Origin of the sequence: Pseudomonas sp. Marseille-P9899, assembly GCF_903166565.1 — a bacterium.
GTDB classification, from domain to species: Bacteria; Pseudomonadota; Gammaproteobacteria; order Pseudomonadales; family Pseudomonadaceae; genus Aquipseudomonas; species Aquipseudomonas huaxiensis.
The window spans coordinates 1-19,720 of the sequence record NZ_CAESCG010000013.1 but is presented as its reverse complement, the minus strand read 5'-3'; the positions used below and the strand labels follow the sequence as shown (position 1 = coordinate 19,720).

General features: G+C 64.1%; 16 protein-coding genes. 14 read left to right on the top strand and 2 right to left on the bottom strand.

Annotation, left to right across the window (positions count from 1 at the left end; all coding sequences use genetic code 11):
- Positions 1–36: 36 nt before the first annotated feature.
- On the top strand, positions 37–717 hold the full coding sequence (locus HWV67_RS31260; protein ID WP_175654025.1) for a hypothetical protein: 681 nt from the start codon (positions 37–39) through the stop codon (positions 715–717).
- Positions 718–865: 148 nt separating this feature from the next.
- Complete coding sequence (locus HWV67_RS31255) at positions 866–2,083, top strand: DUF3422 domain-containing protein (protein ID WP_175654024.1); 1,218 nt, start codon at positions 866–868, stop codon at positions 2,081–2,083.
- A 69-nt stretch (positions 2,084–2,152) separates the two neighbouring features.
- On the opposite strand, the gene HWV67_RS31250 is transcribed toward HWV67_RS31255, so the two are convergent.
- Positions 2,153–3,571 carry an amino acid permease gene (locus tag HWV67_RS31250; protein WP_095159633.1) on the bottom strand — a complete coding sequence of 473 codons (1,419 nt, stop codon included), beginning with the start codon at positions 3,569–3,571 and terminating at the stop codon, positions 2,153–2,155.
- Positions 3,572–4,026: 455 nt separating this feature from the next.
- Between HWV67_RS31250 and HWV67_RS31245 the strand changes: the two genes are divergently transcribed.
- From HWV67_RS31245 to HWV67_RS31210, 8 genes are all read left to right on the top strand, one after another.
- Entirely contained in the window at positions 4,027–5,454 is a 1,428-nt protein-coding gene (locus HWV67_RS31245) for an aminotransferase-like domain-containing protein (RefSeq protein WP_175654023.1), read from the top strand.
- A gap of 147 nt (positions 5,455–5,601) precedes the next feature.
- Positions 5,602–6,360, top strand: a complete 759-nt coding sequence (locus HWV67_RS31240) for a class I SAM-dependent methyltransferase (protein ID WP_175654022.1) — start codon at positions 5,602–5,604, stop codon at positions 6,358–6,360.
- 160 nt (positions 6,361–6,520) lie between these two features.
- Positions 6,521–7,372 (top strand): STAS domain-containing protein, encoded by an 852-nt coding sequence (locus HWV67_RS31235; protein ID WP_175654021.1) that lies wholly within the window; start codon positions 6,521–6,523, stop codon positions 7,370–7,372.
- Between the two features lie 4 nt (positions 7,373–7,376).
- Positions 7,377–7,739 carry an STAS domain-containing protein gene (locus tag HWV67_RS31230; protein WP_110968716.1) on the top strand — a complete coding sequence of 121 codons (363 nt, stop codon included), beginning with the start codon at positions 7,377–7,379 and terminating at the stop codon, positions 7,737–7,739.
- A complete protein-coding gene (locus HWV67_RS31225) occupies positions 7,736–8,140 on the top strand; it encodes an anti-sigma regulatory factor (RefSeq protein ID WP_175654020.1) in 405 nt (134 codons plus the stop codon). Before HWV67_RS31230 ends, HWV67_RS31225 begins: the two co-directional genes overlap by 4 nt.
- Entirely contained in the window at positions 8,131–9,147 is a 1,017-nt protein-coding gene (locus HWV67_RS31220; RefSeq protein ID WP_371929366.1) for an ATP-binding protein, read from the top strand. The genes HWV67_RS31225 and HWV67_RS31220 overlap by 10 nt, the downstream gene beginning before the upstream one ends.
- Positions 9,140–10,012, top strand: coding sequence for a sensor histidine kinase (locus HWV67_RS31215; protein WP_175654019.1), 873 nt, complete (start codon positions 9,140–9,142; stop codon positions 10,010–10,012). Before HWV67_RS31220 ends, HWV67_RS31215 begins: the two co-directional genes overlap by 8 nt.
- Positions 10,002–11,963, top strand: coding sequence for a response regulator (locus tag HWV67_RS31210; RefSeq protein WP_175654018.1), 1,962 nt, complete (start codon positions 10,002–10,004; stop codon positions 11,961–11,963). Before HWV67_RS31215 ends, HWV67_RS31210 begins: the two co-directional genes overlap by 11 nt.
- A 148-nt stretch (positions 11,964–12,111) precedes the next feature.
- Here the strand turns inward: HWV67_RS31210 and HWV67_RS31205 are convergent, their stop codons facing one another.
- Positions 12,112–13,008 (bottom strand): LysR substrate-binding domain-containing protein, encoded by an 897-nt coding sequence (locus tag HWV67_RS31205; protein WP_175654017.1) that lies wholly within the window; start codon positions 13,006–13,008, stop codon positions 12,112–12,114.
- Positions 13,009–13,160: 152 nt separating this feature from the next.
- Between HWV67_RS31205 and ydiJ the strand changes: the two genes are divergently transcribed.
- The 4 genes from ydiJ to HWV67_RS31185 all read left to right on the top strand — a co-directional run.
- A complete protein-coding gene (ydiJ, locus tag HWV67_RS31200; protein ID WP_175654033.1) occupies positions 13,161–16,181 on the top strand; it encodes a D-2-hydroxyglutarate dehydrogenase YdiJ in 3,021 nt (1,006 codons plus the stop codon).
- A 230-nt stretch (positions 16,182–16,411) separates the two neighbouring features.
- A complete protein-coding gene (locus HWV67_RS31195; protein ID WP_175654016.1) occupies positions 16,412–18,514 on the top strand; it encodes a type VI secretion system Vgr family protein in 2,103 nt (700 codons plus the stop codon).
- The gene (locus HWV67_RS31190; protein WP_175654015.1) at positions 18,511–19,386 is read left to right on the top strand and encodes a DUF4123 domain-containing protein; all 876 of its coding nucleotides are present in this window, start codon (positions 18,511–18,513) and stop codon (positions 19,384–19,386) included. The genes HWV67_RS31195 and HWV67_RS31190 overlap by 4 nt, the downstream gene beginning before the upstream one ends.
- Positions 19,387–19,408: 22 nt before the next feature.
- On the top strand, positions 19,409–19,720 hold a 312-nt coding region (locus tag HWV67_RS31185), incomplete at its 3' end, for a toxin VasX (protein WP_371929364.1).

The window sequence follows — 19,720 nt, the reverse complement described above, 5'->3', positions numbered from 1 at the left end:
AACCGGCAACTGATAGCGTTTCTCGGAGAACACCGCATGAACGGCACTCGAATCGCACTCTCGGATATCATCGCCTACCCCGCTTATCAACGACTCAAGGAAGGCTTGTCGATCCTCGGACGTATCGCTTCAGGTCGCATGGGCCGCAGCTTGCAAAGCGTTGACCTGCAGCAGTTGAAGACACCCCGCGCCAGCGCCGACGACCACTTCGTCTGGCCCCAATACCAGGGCCTGGTGTTGAGCGAAGGTGGCATCACCTGCACCGAAGCCTGCTTCGTTGCCTGGGGCGGCGTGGTGAACGACGCCATCTACGAATTTCTCACCCCGACCACTGCGGGCATTCCGGATATTTCCGTCGGTTTGGGTCTGTGGTGCACCCAGGACGCTCCCGAGGCGGAACTGCTCATGGCCAGCCTGCTCAACAGCCTGAGCGAAATTACCCAGACGCAATGGAACCTCAGCACCTTTTACCGTGACGGCGGCTACGGCCCGGTAGTGTTGCTGTCGGCGCAACGCTCGCTGATCGACCTGCACGTACAAGCCAACGGTGGCGATCTGGACCAGATCGCCGCGGATTTCGTCGACCTGCATGGCCAGGCCGTTCTCGAGGTCCTGGCGCAACGCTTCGACAATGATGAAAGCCTGGACAGCCGGCTGCTTGCGCTGGCCTACGGCACCACCGAGCTGCCTGTCTTCGACTCGATTTCCAAAGCCTGATTCCAGGACCTGCCTCCAAGGTCCAAGCCCCCTGCGACATTTCGCCCGCCCCCGCGGGCGTGACCCACGGGCCAGTCGGCCTGTCTTCCAGATGCGCGCCCTCAATGGGCGCGACATCCGCAGACAATCACAACAATACGGCTGACCCATGCACCCCCAACGCACCGCCTTGCACAACGAGCTGCATGCTCGCCCCTCCCTGTATTTCGACGCGCCGGCCCATGTCTTTCACCTGGCGTTCATCGGTGGCCAGCAACCCTGCAACGCCCTGCTCCAGCGCTGCCGCCTGGACGCCGTCGATACCGACGCGGTCCAGGGCATCACGCAATTCGACGGCTGCCCGTTCAAATGGGAACGCCACTCCGAGTTCTTCACCCTGACCCTGGTCCAGCCCAGCGCCAGCGCCGACCCGCAGTGGAGCGGCCTGCCCCCTGCCCTGGCAACCGCCATCGAGCCGTACCGCGAGCAACTGATCAACGCCATGCAACTGGTGGTGCGCGAGGAACCGGGCCTGGACTTCGCCCGTTACGGTTTCAAAGACCCCAGCGGCTCCAGCGTGGGCGGCGGCGATGCGGTGGTGTGGAGCGACTTTCGCCTGGACGACGATGGCGTCAACCGGCTGCTGTTCGTCAATCGCCGGCTCAATGCCTACCGGCTCGGGCGCATGGTGCGCCGCCTGCTGGAGCTCGAAACCTATCGGATGATGGCCTCCCTGGCGTTGAGCACGGCCAAGGACCTCAGCCCGCAACTGGATGGTTTCGACCGGACGCTGGTCCATCTTTCGCAGCGCAATGCCGGGGCCAGCGGCGTACAGGCCAAAGTGTTGCTGGAAGACATCGTCGAACTGTCGCGGCAGGTGGTCGCCAGCACGGTGAAAAGCCGCCACCGCTTCAGCGCGACCCAAGCCTACGCGCAACTGGTGTTCGAGCGGCTGACGGAACTGCGTGAAGGCAATGTCGAGGACTACCAGCGCCTGGGCGTGTTCATCGAACGACGCTTCAAGCCCACCGTGCGCTATTGCGCGGCGACCGAACAGCGGCTGGATCACCTGGCCAAGGGCGTGGCCAACCTTGGCGACCTGTTGCAGGCGCGGGTGCAGGTGGACATGGAGGAACAGAACGCCGAGATCCTGCGCAGCCTGGCTGCCCGGGCCGAGTCGCAGATCAAGATTCAGCGGGCGGTAGAAGGTTTGTCGATCATCGCGATCACCTATTACCTGCTGAGCCTGTTCAAGTTGCTGTATGCGGGGCTGGATACGCTGGGCGCACACATTGCGCCGCGGGATGCGCTGCTGGGACTGGCGCCGGTGGTGGGGTTGATGCTGGGGGTGATTCTGCTGCGGATCAGGAAGGCCAAGCAGCACTGAAGAAGGTATCGCGAGCAAGCTCGCTCCTACTGTAGGAGCGAGCTTGCTCGCGATGGTAACGCTACACAATCAGGCCGCTTTCTTCAGCGCCCGGTAGTGCACAACCATACCCATCATTGCCACGACTGCCGCCGCCGCGCCGGTGGAGATCACCAGAATCTGGTATTCCTCGACGAACGCCATGGTCACCAGGCAGCCAACGATGAACACGATGCTCAGGTAGGTCAGCCAAGGGAACAGCCACATTTTCAGGCGGATCTGCTTGCCTTCGGCTTCCAGCTTGCGGCGCATTTTCAGTTGCGAGCAGGCGATCACCAGGTACACCAGCATGGCGATCATGCCGGTGGTGTTCATCAAGGTGTCCAGTACGTCTTTCGGACGCAGGGCCTCGTTGAAGTTGATCAGGGCGCAGATCACTGCAACAGCGCACGAACCGATGATCGCGAAGACTGGTACGCCGGTGCCGGCACGGGTCATCTTGAAGATCTTCGGTGCGTCACCACGGGTCGCCAGCGAGAACATCATGCGCGAGGCGGTGTAGTGAGCCGAGATCAGGCAGCTGCTGACCGAGGTCAGGACCACGAAGTTCATCACGAACTCGGCGCCCGGAATGCCCAGCAGTTCCAGGGTGCGGCGGTACGAACCGTAGCCGGAAGTGCCCATCAGCGGGTCATTCCACGGCACCAGGCAGACGATCAGGAAGATCGAGCCGATGTAGAACAGGCACACGCGCCAGACCACCGAGTTGGTTGCCTTGACGATCTGGCCGGCCGGGTCTTTCGACTCGGAGGCAGCGATGGTGACGATTTCCGCACCGAGGAAGGCGAACATCGCACCCAGCATCGCCACCACCACCGACTCGATGCCGTTAGGCATGAAGCCGCCATGGGCAGTCAGGTTGGCCATGCCGCTGACTTCACCGGTCGGCCACAGGCTCATGACTGCGGCCAGGCAGACCACCAGGAAGCAGACAATGGCCACGACCTTGATCAGGGCGAACCAGAACTCGAACTCACCGTAGTGCTTGACGTTGAAGAAGTTCACGCAGATCAGCGCCAGGGTGGCAATCAGCACGAAGCTGTTGATGCTCACCGAGGGGAACCAGCCGTGCAGGATCTTGCCGGCGACGTAGGCTTCCCACGCCATCAGGATCACCCAATAGCCCCAGTACAACCAGCCGATGGTGAAACCGGCCCAGCGACCAATGGCGCGCTCGGCGTAGGTGGAGAAGGAGCCGGTGTCCGGCGAGGACGTCGCCATTTCACCAAGCATGCGCATGACCAGCACTACCAGAATGCCGCCTGCCAGGTAAGCCAGTACCGCAGCCGGGCCGGCGCTGTGGATCACGCTGCCGGAACCGACGAACAATGCGCCGCCGATAACGCCGGCGATCGACATCATGGTCAAGTGACGTGATTTGAGCGAAGCCGCCAGCTTGCTCTCGTGCCCCGACTTCTCTGCAGAAGTCGATGTGGATGTTGCGTCCATCAGTGGTCTACCCCGTGTTCTTTTTATCCAAGGAAACTCAACCGGGGCGCGACATGACGTCGCGCCCCCTACTGCATCAGTTGCTCTGATTCGACGTGCACGACGCTGCCCGGGCCGACGAACGGCTAATGCTGGGCAGCTTTTGTGTCGTACTCAGGCTCGTCCGGTGGGCCTGAAAGGTGCTGCAAGAACGCTGTTTCCGACGATTTCACACGCCGGTATCAGCGGGAGAGACACAAGGGCTGGGCCTTGTATCGAGAATTCATGGTTCGACGAGCGGTTGTTCATGAAGCTTCACGGCATTGATCTAGCGGTAACTGCTACCTAATGTAAAAATGTCCGGCCTCAAGAGCCATGCACAGCGCGCACTAATCGTCACTGCACTGTACAGGCCGTCAATGCAATACAGCGCATGCGCGGCCGGCGTTACGCTCACTCGAAGGCACTGCTTCCCCATGTTCGAACTACGCCCCGATGCCTCGCCCCCGTTGGTCAACCAGATCATCAACGGGTTGCGCGAAGCGATCGAGAACCAGACTCTCAAGCCCGGCGCCAAGGTGCCATCGATCCGCGCCTTCGCCGCGAAATATTCGGTGAGCACCTTCACCGTGGTCGAAGCCTATGACCGCCTGGTGGCCCAAGGGCTGTTGGTCAGCCGCGGTACCGCCGGTTTCTTCGTCAACCGCACCGCTGGCGACCTGATCGATCCCCAGGCCAACGAACCGGACCCGGCCAAGCCGGCGTTCAACTCCGAGTGGTACCTGCAACAGATCTTCGAAAGCCGGCAACTGGCGTTCAAGCCCGGTTGCGGCTGGCTGCCCAACGACTGGATGTTCGAGGACGGCCTGCGCCGCGGCCTGCGCCAGGTCGCCAGCAGCGTCATGGAACTGAGCGGCTACGGCGACCCCATGGGCCTGGCCGAACTGCGCACCCTGACCGCGCAGAACCTGCAACAGGACCTGCGCATCGTCGTGCCGCCCAACCAGTTGATGCTCACCCACGGCGCCAGCCAGGCGCTGGACCTGGCGGTGCGCACGCTGGTCAAGCCCGGCGATGTGGTGCTGGTGGACGACCCCGGCTATCCGAACCTAATGAGCATCCTGCGTTTCCAGGGCGCGACCCTGCTCGGCGTGCCGCGCACGCCCAACGGTTACGACCTGGAGCACCTGGAGCGGCTGCTCGACCACCACCGTCCGACCGTGTTCTTCACCCAGCCGCACTTGCACAGCCCGACCTGCTCGCGAACCCCGCTGGTGCAATTGCACCGTTTGCTGCAACTGGCGACCCAGCACGGCTTCCGTCTGGTGGAGAACAACCTCTACGCCGACATGATCGAAGAACCGCAGCCGTGCCTGACGACGCTTGATCACCTGCAGCAGGTGGTCTACGTCGGCAGCTACTCGAAGAGCATTTCGCCCAACGTGCGGGTCGGCTACATGCTGGCCAACCCGGAGCTGATGCAGCAATTGGTGCAACTGAAGATGCGCTCGGGGCTGACCACCTCCCAGGTGATGGAACGGGTGGTCTACGCCGCCATCACCGACGGCCGCTGGCGCAAACACCTCAAGCGCCTGCGCCAGCGCCTGGCCGAAGCGCACCAGGAAGTGGGCCGGCAACTGGCGCGGCTGGGTTTCGAGCGGTTTATCGAATCGGACGAAGGCATGTACATCTGGACCCGCCACCCGGCCATCGCCGACAGCGCCGCGCTGGTGGACGACGCCCTCGACCAGGGCATCATGCTCGGCCCTGGCCAGTTGTTCCTGGTGGACTCCCAGGCCACCGGCTGGATGCGCTTCAACGTCGCCTTCAGCACCGACCCGGCGTTGTGGGAGCAGTTGGAGAAGTTGCTGGTCAAGCATATTCGCGGGGCGAAAGAGCGGTGATGGGTGGCGTGCGCTTGCCTTGACCCACCGGCGATCCCACGCCATTTGCGCCAGTTCCCGGCCGCAGGGGCGGAAAAAGGTCGAATGGTCGCCGCGCCACGACTGGCGCTAGCATCGGTCAACCAAAAAGAAAGACAGAGGCCGGTCATGACAAGCACGAATTTCAAGGATCATTTCTCCAGCGGCTCGGCCGGCTACGCGGCCTACCGACCGAGCTACCCGCTGGAACTGATCGACGAACTGACCAGCATCAGCCCCGGCACCGGCCGGGTGCTGGATTGCGGTTGCGGCACCGGGCAACTGTCGGTGTTGCTGGCCGAGCGCTTCGACGAGGTGCTGGCTACCGACGCCAGCGCCACCCAGATCGCCGCCGCTGAACCCCGCGAAGGCGTGATCTACCGCGCCGCCCTGGCCGAAGACAGCGGCCTGGCGGAAAACAGCGTCGACCTCATCACCGTCGCCCAGGCCGCCCACTGGCTGGACCTGGAGCGTTTCTACGCCGAAGCCCGGCGCATCGCCCGGCCCCAGGCGGCCATCGCCCTGATCACCTACGGCGTGCTGCACCTGGAAGGCGAGCTGGACCGCCACCTGCAGCAGTTCTACTACCACGACATCGCCGCCTACTGGCCGCCCGAGCGCCGCCATGTGGAAACCGGCTACCGCGACCTGCCCTTCCCCTTCGCGGAAATCGAGGTGCCACCGCAGGTCATCGAAATGCAGTGGAACCTGGCGCAGTTGATCGGCTATCTGAACACCTGGTCGGCAGTGAAGGCCGCGCAACAGGCGCTCGGCTTCAATCCGGTCGACACCCTGGCGCAACAGCTCGCCGAAGAATGGGGCGACCCGACCACCCGCCGCCGGATCACCTGGCCGCTGACCATCCGTGCCGGGCGCCTTCGCGACTGATCGTTCGGCTGTCACGGAACCATTTGCCCACCCCAATGATCGGAGTCACATTCCCCGCCAATAGCGGCAACACGCCCAGCATTTTCTCACCGGCGGTGCTACTGTCCGCAGACCGGTGCTTCGGGACAACCGGTCCTTTTTTCAGGAGCGATCAATAAAAATGGCAACACTCAACACCAGCACCCTCGAAGCGATCAAATCCCAACGCAGTCAACTGCTTGGCGAGTGGACCAAGGGCCTCGAAGAGAGCGGCTCGACGCGCAATCTCAAGGAACACGAGCTGCAACAGCAGACCTCGGAGTTCCTGCAGTTGGTGACCAACGGGCTGGAGAACAACAGCGGTACGAATATCAACACGCCGGGCTGGGAAAACACCCGCCAGTTCCTCGAAAAACTCTCCCACAGCCGCGCCCTGCTCGGCCATGACTCGCAGCAAACCGCGGCGTTCATCTTTGCCCTCAAAGGCCCGCTGTTCAGCCTGCTGCAACGCCATTACCGCGAAGATCCGGCGCAACTGGCCGAACAGCTCTGGGAAATCTCCGAGCTGCTCGATGCGTTCGGCATGCACACCATCCGCACCTTCCAGAAATCCCGTGAATCGGTGATCAAGCGCCAGCAGGAAGAACTGCTGGAACTGTCCACCCCGGTGGTCAAGCTGTGGGACGGCGTGTTGGCGCTGCCGATGATCGGCACCCTCGACTCGCAACGTACCCAGGTGGTGATGGAGTCGCTGCTGCAACGCATCGTCGATACCGGCGCCGAAATCGCCATCATCGACATCACCGGCGTACCGACCGTCGACACCCTGGTCGCCCAGCACCTGCTCAAGACCGTCACCGCGATCCGCCTGATGGGTGCCGACTGCATCATCAGCGGCGTGCGTCCGCAGATCGCCCAGACCATAGTTCACCTGGGCCTGGACCTGCAAGGCGTGGTGACCAAGGCCAACCTGGCCGATGCCCTGAAACTGGCGCTGACCCGCCTGGGCCTCAGCGTCATCAAGCCGGTCTGACCCCATGGAACGCATTCCGATTCTGCAAATGGGTGAATTCCTGCTGGTGACTATCCAGGTCGACATGCACGACCAGCTCGCCATGACCCTCCAGGACGACCTGTCCGAGCGCATTAGCCGCACGTCCGCCAAAGGCGTGCTGATCGATATCTCCGCGCTGGACATGGTCGACTCCTTTATCGGCCGGATGATCGGCACCATTTCCGGCCTGTCGAGCATCATGGATGCCCGCACGGTGCTGGTGGGCATGCAGCCCTCGGTGGCGATCACCCTGGTGGAACTTGGCCTGACCCTGCCCGGTGTCAGCACGGCACTGAACGTCGAGCGGGGCATGCGCCTGCTCCAGGAACGAGTAGCCCGACAATGATCGTGCGCAGCAGCGGCACCCAACCGATCCGCCTGGAACAGGATGTGGTGCTTGCGCGCCAGACTGCGCGCAAGGTCGCCACCGAGTGCGGCATGCGCCTGATCGACCAAACCAAACTGGTCACCGCGGTCAGCGAGCTGGCACGCAACACCATGGTCTACGGCGGCGGCGGCGACATGGACTGGCAGGTGCTGGAAGACGCTGGACGGGTGGGCCTGCGCCTGAAGTTCAGCGACAACGGCCCCGGCATTCCCGATATCCGCCTGGCCATGACCGACGGCTGGACCTCCGGCGGCGGCCTGGGCCTGGGTCTGTCGGGCGCCAAGCGGCTGGTGGAAGAGTTCGAACTGGACACCGCGCCCGGCGAGGGCACCCGCATAACGATCACCCGATGGACGTGACGATTGCGGGTGCGCTGACCCAAGTCCTGATCATCGAAGACGTCAGCCAGATCGGCTACGCCCGCCGCACCACCCAGAAGCTCGCCGAACAGTTGGGTTTCAACGAGGGTGATGCCGGACGGGTGGCGCTGGTCACCACGGAGCTGGCGAGCAACCTGCTCAAGCACGCCGCCCGTGGCGAACTGCACGTGCAGGCGGTGCCCGGCAAAACCGGCGTCGGCGTGGAAATCGTGGCGATCGATCGCGCCGGCGGCTTCGACCGCGAGGCGTGCCTGACCGACGGTTTCTCCACCCGCGGTACCCAAGGTATCGGCCTGGGCGCGATATCGCGTCAGGCGGAAGTCTTCGACATGTACGCCGACGAACGCGGCGCGGTGCTGCTGACCCGCTTCTATGCCGGCGGCCAGCGTAATGCCGACCTGCACTTTGGCGCCAGCCAGCATTCGCTGCACGACGACCCGGCCTGCGGCGACTGCTGGCAACTGGTGCTGGCGGACAACGGCGTCAGCGCGCTGGTGATCGATGGACTGGGCCACGGCGAAGAGGCCGAACACGCCGCCTTCGCCGGGCGCAAGGTGTTTGCGCGCATGCCCTTCGCCGCGCCCCACGACCTGTTTCAGGACATGCATCAGGCGATGACCGGTACCCGTGGCGGCGCAGCCGCAGTCGCCCAGTTCAACGCCGGCAGCGACAGCCTGTGTTTTACCGGCATCGGCAATATTGGCGCGAGCCTGGTCGGCCCGGAGAAATACCGCGGCCTGACCTCGCACCCGGGCATCGTCGGCGTGCAATACCGGAAAGCCCAGCCCTTTGACTATGCTCACGTGAACGGAAATCTATTGATCATGTACAGCGATGGCCTGCAGTCCCGATGGAACCTGCGCGACTATCCCGGCCTGGTGCATCGCCATCCGGCGGTGATCGCCGCCGTTCTGCACCGCGACTTCAGCCGTGGCCGCGACGACGCCACGGTACTGGTCGTCGCCCTGGAGGCGTCCCATGGCTGATCTGTCCAACCTCAGCGAAGAACAGCGCGCGCTGTTCCAGCGCCTGGAAAACGAGGCCGGCGCCTTGCGCGCCGAACTCGAAGAAACCAACCAGGGTGTCCTTGCGCTGTACTCGGAACTCGACACCCAGGCCGAACAACTGCGCCAGGCCTCGGACCTGAAAAGCCGCTTCCTGTCCTACATGAGCCACGAGTTCCGCACCCCGCTGGGCTCGATCCTGAGCATCACCAGCCTGCTCGCCGACGAACTGGACGGCCCGCTGAGCCCCGAGCAGCACAAACAGGTGGCCTTCGTCAGCAATGCCACCCGCGAGCTGAGCGACATGGTCGACGACCTGCTGGACCTGGCCAAGATCGAGGCCGGGCGCATCACCATCTCGCCGGGCTGGTTCGACATGCTCGACCTGTTCGCCGCCCTGCGCGGCATGTTCCGGCCGATCGTCAACACCGCCGAAGTGGCATTGATCTTCGAAGAACCGGTGGGTTTGCCGCGGCTTTACACCGACGACAAGAAGCTCGCGCAGATCCTGCGCAACTTCATTTCCAACTCGCTGAAGTTCACCACCAGCGGCGAAGTGCGCGTCTCGGCCCGCCTTGAAGGCACGGACCAGGTGCGATTCGCCGTCAGCGATACCGGCATCGGTATCGCCCCGGAACTGCACAACGCCCTGTTCGAAGACTTCTCCCAGGTCGATTCGCCGTTGCAGAAACGCCTGCGCGGCACGGGCCTGGGGCTGTCGCTGTGCAAACGCTTCGCCGCCCTGCTCGGCGGTGAAGTCGGGGTGCAGAGCGAGCCCGGCATGGGCTCGACCTTTTTCGTCATCATTCCGCTGGCCGTGGCCATGGAGTCTGTCGATGAAACGTGACATCCGCCTGTTGATCGTCGACGACAACGCCGCCACCCGCTACGCCTTGCGCCGGCGCCTTGACCGCCACGGCTACGAGGTCCTCGAAGCGGGCACCGGCGGCGAAGGCCTGGCGCTGATCGAGCGCGAACGGCCCGACGCGCTGATCCTCGATGTCAACCTGCCGGACATGAGCGGCTTCGATATCGTCCGCACCCTGCGCGCCGACCCGCTCACCGCGCTGCTGCCGGTGATCCACGTCTCGGCCGCGTCGATCCAGACCGGCGACATCATCACCGGCCTCGACGCCGGGGCCGATGCCTACCTGATCCACCCGGTGGACCCGGACGTGCTGCTGGCGACCCTGCGCACCCTGCTGCGGGTACGCGACACCGAACACGCGCTGCGCGAAAGCGAGGCGCGCTTTCGCGAGATCTTCACCAACGTCACGGCGCCCATCGCCGTACTCGACGCCAACCTGACCGTCCACGAATGCAACCACGCCTTCGCCCGGCTGCTGCCGGACAACGGCGCCCCGAACGCTTTGCATGACTGCCTGGAAGACAACCCAGCGGCCACGATCGGCGAGTTGCGCCTGCGCCTGGCCGACGGCGTGCGCTGGAAAGGCAAGCTGAACATGCGGGTCCGGGGCGAGATACGGGAAACCGAGTGGCAGATTTCACCCTACCGCACGCCGGGCTCCAGCCTGGTATTCGTCGAGGACGTCACCGAGCACCGTCACCGCGAACGCTCGCACCGGGCGCAACTGGACGACGCCAACACCCAACTGGCGAAAGAGGTCGCCGAGCGCGCCCGCACCGAGGCGCAACTGCTGCAGGTGCAGAAAATGGACGCCCTCGGCAAGCTCACCGGCGGCATCGCCCACGACTTCAACAACCTGCTCACCGGGATCATCACCAGCCTGGAACTGATCCGTAAACAGACCAGCGGGCAGCCGATGGGCAAGGTCCAGGTCTATGCCGATGCCGCACTGAACTCCGCCACCAGCGCCGCCTCGCTGACCCACCGCCTGCTGGCGTTCGCCCGCCAGCAGCCGCTGGACACCCGGCCGGTGGACATCAACGAGCATGTGCGCTCGCTGGAAGAACTGCTGATCCGCACCATCGGCGAACGCATCGCCCTCAAGCTGGAACTGACCGATCAACCGGCGACCGCGCTGGTCGACCCGGTGCAACTGGAAAGCGCGGTGCTCAACCTTGTGATCAACGCCCGCGATGCCTTGCCCCAGGGCGGCACCATCTGGGTTACCACTCAGAGCGCCAGCGCCCTCGGCAACCCCAAGCTGCAGGACGGCGCGTACGTTTCGCTGTCGGTGCGCGATGACGGTATCGGCATCGACCACAGCGTGATCGACAAGGTCTTCGAACCCTTTTTCACCACCAAACCGCTGGGCCAGGGCACTGGCCTGGGGCTGTCGACCATCTACGGCTTCGCCCGTCAGTCAGGCGGCGACGCCTATATCCGCAGCGTGATCGGCCGGGGGACGGAAGTGACCATGATCCTGCCGGCCAGCAGCGCCCCTTCGCTGCCCAGCGTGGTGCCGGACAGCGTCAGCTCGCAGGGGCATGGTGAGCATTTGCTGATCGTCGAGGACATGCCGGCGGTGCGGATGTTCGTCAGTGAAGTGCTGCTGGATGCCGGCTACCGCTGTACGGCGGTGGAAAGCATCGAGCTGGCGCTGGAGAACCTGCAGAACGATCCGTCCATCGAATTGCTGCTGACCGATGTCGGCCTGCCGCGCATGAGCGGCCGGGAACTGGCGGATGTCGCCCGGGGATGGCGGCCTGCGCTGCCGATTTTGTTCATGACCGGGTATGCCCAGAGTGCGCTGAACCGCCAGGCGTTCCTGGCGCCGGGCATGGACATGCTGTTCAAGCCGTTCCAGATCGGCGAGTTGCTGGACAAGGTGCGACGGGCGCTGGATGGCGGTGGTGCGGGGGCGGTTGTCTGATTCTGGAAAATAAGCACACCGAAATGGCCATGGTAGACCGCCTCTTGCAAGGCCCCTCACAAGGCGGCCAACCATGGCCTGGCAGGTCGTGACAACCACTGTAGGAGCGAGCTTGCTCGCGATATACCCCCCCAGCCAGCACCTCCCCTCAAGCCCGCATATCCGGCTCCTCCAGCAACCATTCGCGAAACGCCTCCAGCGCCGGCAACGACTGGTTGCGCGGCGGATACACAAGGTAGTAGCTGCGGGCACTAGCATAGGGCAGCACCGGGCTGACCAGTTTGCCTTCGGCCAGCTCATCGGTGATCAGAATCCGCGGCACCAGGCCGATGCCGATATCCGCGCGCACGGCCTGGATCAGGTGCGAGGTCAGTTCGAAGCTCGGTCCCAGGCGCATGGCCTGGTGCGCCAAACCATGGTGGGTGAACCAGTCGCCCCAGGCATGGGGATTGTTGGCAACGCTGAGCAGCACCTGGCGGCTGATGTCTTCGGGCGTCCACACCTCGCGGGACGCCGCTAGCGCCGGCGACAGGATCACCACCAGTTCCTCGGCATGCAGCAGGTGGCAGACCAGCCCCGGCTGGTCGCCGCTGGCGACGACGATGGCAGCGTCGATGCCGCTGGTGGCGAAGTCCACCGGTTCGATCCGCGAGTTGATGTGCACCTGCACCTCGGGATGGCGGCGATAGAACTCGTGCAGGCGCGGCAGCAGCCAGGTCGAACCGAAGGTCGGCAGCGTCGCCAGGCGCAGGTTGCCGCCGCCGGCCTGGTGGGCGATGGCATGCAGGGTGGCGCTGCGGATCCGGCCCAGAGCCTCGCTGATCTCGCGCTGGTAAAGCCGGCCCACCTCGGTGAGCTTGACGGTGCGCCCTTCGCGGCGAAACAGGATGACCCCCAGTTGCTGCTCCAGGGCCTGGACCTGGCGGCTGACCGCGCTCTGGGTCAGGGACAATTCCACCGCCGCGCGGGTGTAGCTTTCATGCCGGGCAGCGGCCTCGAAGGCCAGGAGCAGTGACATCGACGGCGTCAGGTTTCGGTAATTCATTCGTAAAACTCATCAAAGGCCGCGCCATTATCCGTTTGTGCGCAGCGCCAGACTCGGGAATCATTGGCATCATCCACCACCTGACGGTTCGAGACCATACATTCACGTCAGGAATCCAATGATTAGCCAAAGATAAAAGAGGCCATCCCGTGATGATCGCCCAACTGCCGGTGAGCGCACCCGCCACCGACTATTCCGCCTTTCTCGATGCCCTGCGCGCCGCCGGTTTCCGTGGCCAGTTCAGCACCGACTACGGCACCCGCACCGTGCTCGCCACCGACAACTCCATCTACCAGCGCCTGCCCCAGGCCGCGGTGTTCCCCCTGGACGCCGACGACGTGGCGCGGGTCGCCACGCTGATGGCCGAGCCGCGCTTCCAGCAGATCAAGCTGACCCCGCGCGGCGGCGGCACCGGCACCAACGGCCAGTCGCTCACCGACGGCATCGTCGTCGACCTGTCGCGGCACATGAACAGCATCCTCGAAATCAACGTCGAGGAGCGCTGGGTACGGGTCCAGGCCGGGGTGGTCAAGGACCAGCTCAACGCCGCGCTGAAACCCCACGGGCTGTTCTTCGCCCCGGAGCTGTCCACCTCCAACCGCGCCACCGTCGGCGGCATGATCAACACCGATGCCAGCGGCCAGGGCAGTTGCACCTACGGCAAGACCCGCGACCACGTGCTGGAACTGCACAGCGTGCTGCTCGGCGGCGAGCGCCTGCACAGCCTGCCGATCGATGACGCCGCGCTGGACGCCGCCTGCGCCCTGCCCGGCCGGGTTGGCGAGGTCTACCGCATGGCCCGCGAGATCCAGGAAACCCAGGGCGAGCTGATCGAAAGCACCTTCCCCAAACTGAACCGCTGCCTGACCGGCTACGACCTGGCGCACCTGCGCGACGACGCCGGCCTGTTCAACCTGAACAGCGTGCTGTGCGGCGCCGAGGGTTCGCTGGGCTATGTGGTCGAGGCCAAGCTCAATGTGCTGCCGATCCCGAAATACGCGGTGCTGGTCAACGTCCGCTACGTCAGCTTCATGGACGCCCTGCGCGACGCCAATGCGCTGATGGCGCACAAGCCGCTGTCGATCGAGACGGTAGACTCGCGGGTGCTGATGCTGGCGATGCAGGACATCGTCTGGCACAGCGTCGCCGAATACTTCCCGGCCGATCCCGAGAAGCCGACCCTGGGCATCAACCTAGTGGAGTTCTGCGGCGATCAGCCGGACGAGGTCAACGCCCGGGTCGCCGCCTTTATCGACCACCTGCAGGCCGACCGCAGCGTCGAGCGCCTCGGCCACACCCTGGCCGAAGGTTCTGCCGCAGTGACCAAGGTCTACACCATGCGCAAGCGCTCGGTGGGCCTGCTAGGCAACGTCGAGGGCGAAGTTCGCCCACAGCCGTTCGTGGAAGACACCGCGGTGCCGCCGGAGCAACTGGCCGACTACATCACCGAGTTCCGCGCCCTGCTCGACGGCTACGGCCTGACCTACGGCATGTTCGGCCACGTCGATGCCGGCGTGCTGCACGTGCGCCCGGCGCTGGACATGAAAGACCCGGCCCAGGCCGCGCTGGTCAAGCCGATTTCCGATGCCGTGGCCGCGCTGACCCAACGCTACGGCGGCCTGCTCTGGGGCGAGCACGGCAAGGGCCTGCGTTCGGAATACGTGCCCGCCTATTTCGGCGCGCTGTACCCGTCGCTGCAACGCCTCAAAGGCGCCTTCGACCCGCACAACCAGCTCAACCCCGGCAAGATCTGCACCCCGCCGGACAGCGCCGAAGGCCTGATCAAGGTCAACGAAGCCCCGCTGCGCGGCGAGCACGACCGGCAGATCGACGAGCGCGTCTGGCAGAGCTATGCCAGCGCGGTGCACTGCAACGGCAACGGCGCCTGCTACAACTTCGATCCCGACGACGCCATGTGCCCGTCATGGAAAGCCACCCGCGAGCGCCGCCACTCGCCCAAGGGCCGCGCCTCGCTGATCCGCGAATGGTTGCGCCTGCAAGGCGCGGCCAATATCGACGTGCTGGCCGCGGCGCAGAACAAAGCGTCCTGGCTCAAGGGCCTGCCGCAACGCCTGCGCAACAGCCGCGCCCAGCAACGCGGCCAGGCCGACTTTTCGCATGAGGTCTACGACGCCATGGCCGGCTGCCTGGCGTGCAAGTCCTGCGCGGGGCAGTGCCCGATCAAGGTCAACGTGCCGGACTTCCGCTCGCGCTTCCTTGAGCTGTACCACAAGCGTTATCAACGTCCGCTGCGCGACTACCTGATCGGCTCGCTGGAATTCACCATCCCGTACCTGGCCCACGCGCCGGGGCTATACAACGCAGTGATGGGCTCGAAATGGGTGAGCAAGCTGCTGGCGGACCAGATCGGCATGGTCGACAGCCCGCTGATCAGCCGCTTCAACTTCCAGGCCACCCTGACCCGCTGCAACGTCCGCGCCGCCAGCGTGCCGGCCCTGCGCGAACTGACCCCGGCACAGCGCGAGCGCAGCATCGTGCTGGTCCAGGACGCCTTCACCCGCTACTTCGAAACGCCGCTGCTGGCGTCGTTCATCGACCTCGCCCACCGCCTCGGCCACCGCGTATTCCTCGCCCCGTACAGCGCCAACGGCAAACCGCTGCACGTGCAAGGCTTCCTTGGCGCCTTCGCCAAAGCGGCGATCCGCAACGGCACCCAGCTCAAGGCCCTGGCCGACTGCGGCGTGCCGCTGGTGGGCCTGGACCCGGCGATGACCCTGGTCTATCGCCAGGAATACCAGAAAGTGCCCGGCCTGGAAGGCTGCCCGAACGTGCTGTTGCCGCAGGAATGGCTGATGGACGTGCTGCCCGAGCACGTCGGCGGCAAGACGGCCAACTTCCGCCTGATGGCCCACTGCACCGAGAAGACCAACGTACCGGCCAGCACCCGCCAGTGGGAGCAAGTGTTCGCGCGCCTGGGCCTGAAACTGGCAACCGAGGCCACGGGTTGCTGCGGGATGTCTGGCACCTATGGTCATGAAGCACGCAACCAGGAAACCTCGAAGACCATCTTCGAGCAGTCCTGGGCAGGCAAGCTGGAGAAGGAAGGCGAGCCGCTGGCGACCGGGTATTCGTGCCGTAGCCAGGTCAAGCGACTGGCGGACCGCAAGTTGCGGCACCCGCTGGAGGTGGTGTTGCAGGCAGTGATCGGGTAATGAGCTGGCCCCTTGCCGCTTAAAACTTCAGTAGTTTCAGCGGTTTGACTAGGAATTTTCCTATATCCCCGCCGCTGACTGGCATTCAGGATTTCTGCGGAATTCATTCCTCAGGAAATCCCCTGCGGTCAGCGGCCAGCAAGTACCTGGCTGGCGCCCTGGTGGATACCTGTCCACATGCGCGCCCACGCTGAATTCGGCGTTGGGGGCGCGGTTGCAGGGAGCACTGCATGCCCGCCCAATCCGACCTGCGCTTCACCTTCAGCGCCGGCCCCGATTCCTTCGAGGTCGTCGAATTCCACCTCACTGAAGGCCTGTCCGAGACCTTCCGCCTCGAAGTCGACCTGAGCTGCGCCGACCCCGCCGTCGACTTTGGCCAGGTTCTCGATCGCCCAGCGCTGCTTACTCTCTGGCAAGGCGGCCAGCCCGTGCGCTATCTGCACGGCTCGGTCAGTTCGTTCCAGCAAAGCGAAACCGGCTTTCGCCGCACCCGTTACCGCGCCATCGTCGAGCCGCGTTTGGCCCGCCTGCGACTGGCCTCGGACTGGCGCATTTTCCAGACCCTCACCGTGCCCGACATCGCCACCGCGATGCTCAAGAAGCACGCCCTCGATCTGGACTACGAACAACGCGTCACCAACCCCCACGAGACGCGGGAATACTGCGTTCAGGCCGGTGACACTGACTACTACTTCGTCGAACGCATCATGCGCGAGGAAGGTTTTTTCTACGGATTCCTGCACAGCGCCGAAGGCCATCGCCTGGTCCATTGCGACCGCCTGTGGATCTTCGGCAAGCAGCCCGGCCTGCCGGTGGAATACAACCCCAAACCCGGCGGCGATCGTCCGGGCCCGGCACTGCACAACTTCACCTACACCGAAAGCGTGCGCAGCGCCCGCCAGACCCAGCGTGACTACAGCTTCAAGAACCCGCTGTACAACCAGCAAACCCGACGCGAAGCCACCGACCTGGAACACCAGGCCAAAAGCTACGAGCGTTACGATTACCCCGGCCGCTACAAAGGCGAATCGGGCGAAGCCTTCACCCGCGATCGCCTGCGTGGACTGCGCGGCGATGCCTGTCAGGTCATCGCCGAAGGTGACGACGCGCGGCTGGTGCCGGGCATCTACTTCGACCTCGTCGGCCTTCCACGCGAAGACCTGAACCGCGGCTGGCGCCCGATACGCCTGGAGCATCGCGGCAAGCAATACGTCAGCCAGGGCGAGGACAGCGCCGACGCCAATCAGGGTACCCACTACAACTGCGTTGCCACCCTGGTGCCGGACGATGCCGAATGGCGCGCCGAGGCATTGCCCAAACCGCGCATCGACGGCCCGCAGCCGGCGAAAGTGGTCGGCCCGCCGGGTGAGGAAATCTACTGCGACGAATTCGGCCGGGTGAAAGTGCAGTTCCCGTGGGACCGCGAGGGTAAAGAAGACGAACACAGCTCCTGCTGGATCCGCGTGTCGCAGAACATCGCCGGCGCGCTCTGGGGCCATATGGCGATACCGCGGATCGGACAGGAAGTGATTGTCTCCAACTTCGATGGCGACCCGGACCAACCGGTTATCACCGGCCGAGGCTTCAATGCCCTGCAGCGCCCGCCCTACGAACTGCCGAAGCACAAGACCCGCATGACCCTCAAGAGCCAGACCCACAAGGGCGACGGCTTCAACGAGCTGCGTTTCGAGGATGAAGCGGGACAGGAAGAAGTCTTCATCCATGCCCAGAAGGACCAAAACAACGTCGTCAAAAATGACGAAACCACCTTTATCGGGCATGACCGCAGTGAAGACATTCAAAACGATGAGCGTCTCAAGGTCGGACATGATCGCCATGACACCGTCGGCAATGATGACCGTGCGGACATCGGCAACGATCAGCTCACCACCGTTGGCAACGACCAGACAGTGGTCATCAAGCGCACCCAGCAGTTTTCGATAACCCAGGATCGAATCGAAGAAATCGGCAACAGCCGGGTCGACACGATTGCCGCCAACCACACCATCAGCGTCGGTGGCCATGTCGAACTGGCGGTTCAGGGATATCACCAGTTGCAGGCCGCGCAGGCCATCCGCAATCACACGAAAGATTACGAATGTTCTGCGGACTCGATTCGCTGGAGCACGCCAGGCGGTGTTCTCACACTTGATGCCGGTGGTCTCCGGTTCAATGGGGCTGCGGTCATTTACAAGGCCGACGCCATCGACCTGGTCAACTCCGGTGGGGGCGCTGCGAATGATCTGGCGGGACTCGCGAATGCAGGCGAACCGATCTGCGTCGGTTGCTGGCTGAAAGCGGCCACCGAGCGTCACGCATTGGTGAAGACATGAACACACTGGAAGACCAAATACTGGACCAGCTCAATGCGCTTGGTCCGACAGCACATCTTTTGGCCGTATGCGACATCGCGAGACTCGATGAAAAATTGCGCGACGCCGTGCATGAGCGTTTTGCGGGAAACGCCTTGCCCTTGCTGCAAGAGCCGGCCTGGCAAGCGTTACACCCTCACAGTCCACTGCTGTTAAAGGCCGAATCCGCCGACAGCAAAGGGCACACCGTGCTGGCCGGAGCCTTCTCTGGCAGGCTGCGCAACGCACTGCACGGCTGGATAATCAGCACCGTTGCTCCCGAGCGTCTCGTCGAACATCTGGCACACGCTAGCGTGGCCCGCGGCCCGGATGGCGCCACCTATCTGCTGCGTTACTACGACCCTTGGGTGTTGGCTGTGCTCTACCAGCAAGCTCCGCCGCCCTGGTGGCGCGAGTTCATCACGCCGATTGCCTCATGGTGGATCCCCAAGGCCGACACCAAGATTCAGCTGTGGGCCCGGATCCCCGGCCCGGGCGCGGCCCATGCCAAGCCGCTGTCGCCATTGATGATCGACCAGCCACTCTGGCAGGCCCTGGCGGGTGATCCGCTGCCCCATCGTCTGCTGCGCACGGTGGAGACCCAGGCTCCGGATCTGCTCGACAACCCTTGCCGAGGCGTGCGGTTGGCACGCATCGAAACGCTGGTGAACAGCGCACGCGAGGCCGGATTGTCCACGCACGACGATCTTCACGACTACGTCTTCCTGTCCCTGACTGAAGGTACGGCAAGCCTGGCGGCCGACCGCAATTGGCTGTTCGCCATGCGCGCGGCGGTCGCCGGTAAAGGTCGTCTTGGCGATCTGTACCTCGCTTCTTGCCACCAGCAGGCTTAGTCCGACAATGAGAGAACCGCCCATGTCCAAGCCTTCCCGCTCTTTGAGCGACCTGCTCGCCATCAGTCGCGAGGCCTCCAACCGAACGAACAGCAATGAGCCTGACGGTCCGTGTGTCAGTTGCAAGCGCACCCTCACGATCTTGCCACTGCGCTACAGCGTGATGTCCGGCCTGGACCGGGCCAGCGTCGAAAAGCTGGCTCCCGGGCTCCCCCCTCACCTGGGCAAGAGGCTGGCGCCCTCGCTTGCTCACAGCCGCTATGCCATACGCAGCGTGCGCGAGGGTTACGTCTACGTATTCGTCAAGCGCATGGGCAAGGACTACGTGTGCGAA

Coding starts and splice junctions, on each gene's coding strand:
- HWV67_RS31210 (WP_175654018.1), top strand. CDS start 10,002: ATGAAACGTGACATCCGCCTGTTGATCGTCGACGACAACGCCGCCACC.
- HWV67_RS31215 (WP_175654019.1), top strand. CDS start 9,140: ATGGCTGATCTGTCCAACCTCAGCGAAGAACAGCGCGCGCTGTTCCAG.
- HWV67_RS31220 (WP_371929366.1), top strand. CDS start 8,131: ATGGACGTGACGATTGCGGGTGCGCTGACCCAAGTCCTGATCATCGAA.
- HWV67_RS31195 (WP_175654016.1), top strand. CDS start 16,412: ATGCCCGCCCAATCCGACCTGCGCTTCACCTTCAGCGCCGGCCCCGAT.
- HWV67_RS31190 (WP_175654015.1), top strand. CDS start 18,511: ATGAACACACTGGAAGACCAAATACTGGACCAGCTCAATGCGCTTGGT.
- HWV67_RS31260 (WP_175654025.1), top strand. CDS start 37: ATGAACGGCACTCGAATCGCACTCTCGGATATCATCGCCTACCCCGCT.
- HWV67_RS31230 (WP_110968716.1), top strand. CDS start 7,377: ATGGAACGCATTCCGATTCTGCAAATGGGTGAATTCCTGCTGGTGACT.
- HWV67_RS31225 (WP_175654020.1), top strand. CDS start 7,736: ATGATCGTGCGCAGCAGCGGCACCCAACCGATCCGCCTGGAACAGGAT.
- HWV67_RS31250 (WP_095159633.1), bottom strand. CDS start 3,571: ATGGACGCAACATCCACATCGACTTCTGCAGAGAAGTCGGGGCACGAG.
- HWV67_RS31240 (WP_175654022.1), top strand. CDS start 5,602: ATGACAAGCACGAATTTCAAGGATCATTTCTCCAGCGGCTCGGCCGGC.
- HWV67_RS31255 (WP_175654024.1), top strand. CDS start 866: ATGCACCCCCAACGCACCGCCTTGCACAACGAGCTGCATGCTCGCCCC.
- HWV67_RS31205 (WP_175654017.1), bottom strand. CDS start 13,008: ATGAATTACCGAAACCTGACGCCGTCGATGTCACTGCTCCTGGCCTTC.
- HWV67_RS31245 (WP_175654023.1), top strand. CDS start 4,027: ATGTTCGAACTACGCCCCGATGCCTCGCCCCCGTTGGTCAACCAGATC.
- ydiJ (WP_175654033.1), top strand. CDS start 13,161: ATGATCGCCCAACTGCCGGTGAGCGCACCCGCCACCGACTATTCCGCC.
- HWV67_RS31235 (WP_175654021.1), top strand. CDS start 6,521: ATGGCAACACTCAACACCAGCACCCTCGAAGCGATCAAATCCCAACGC.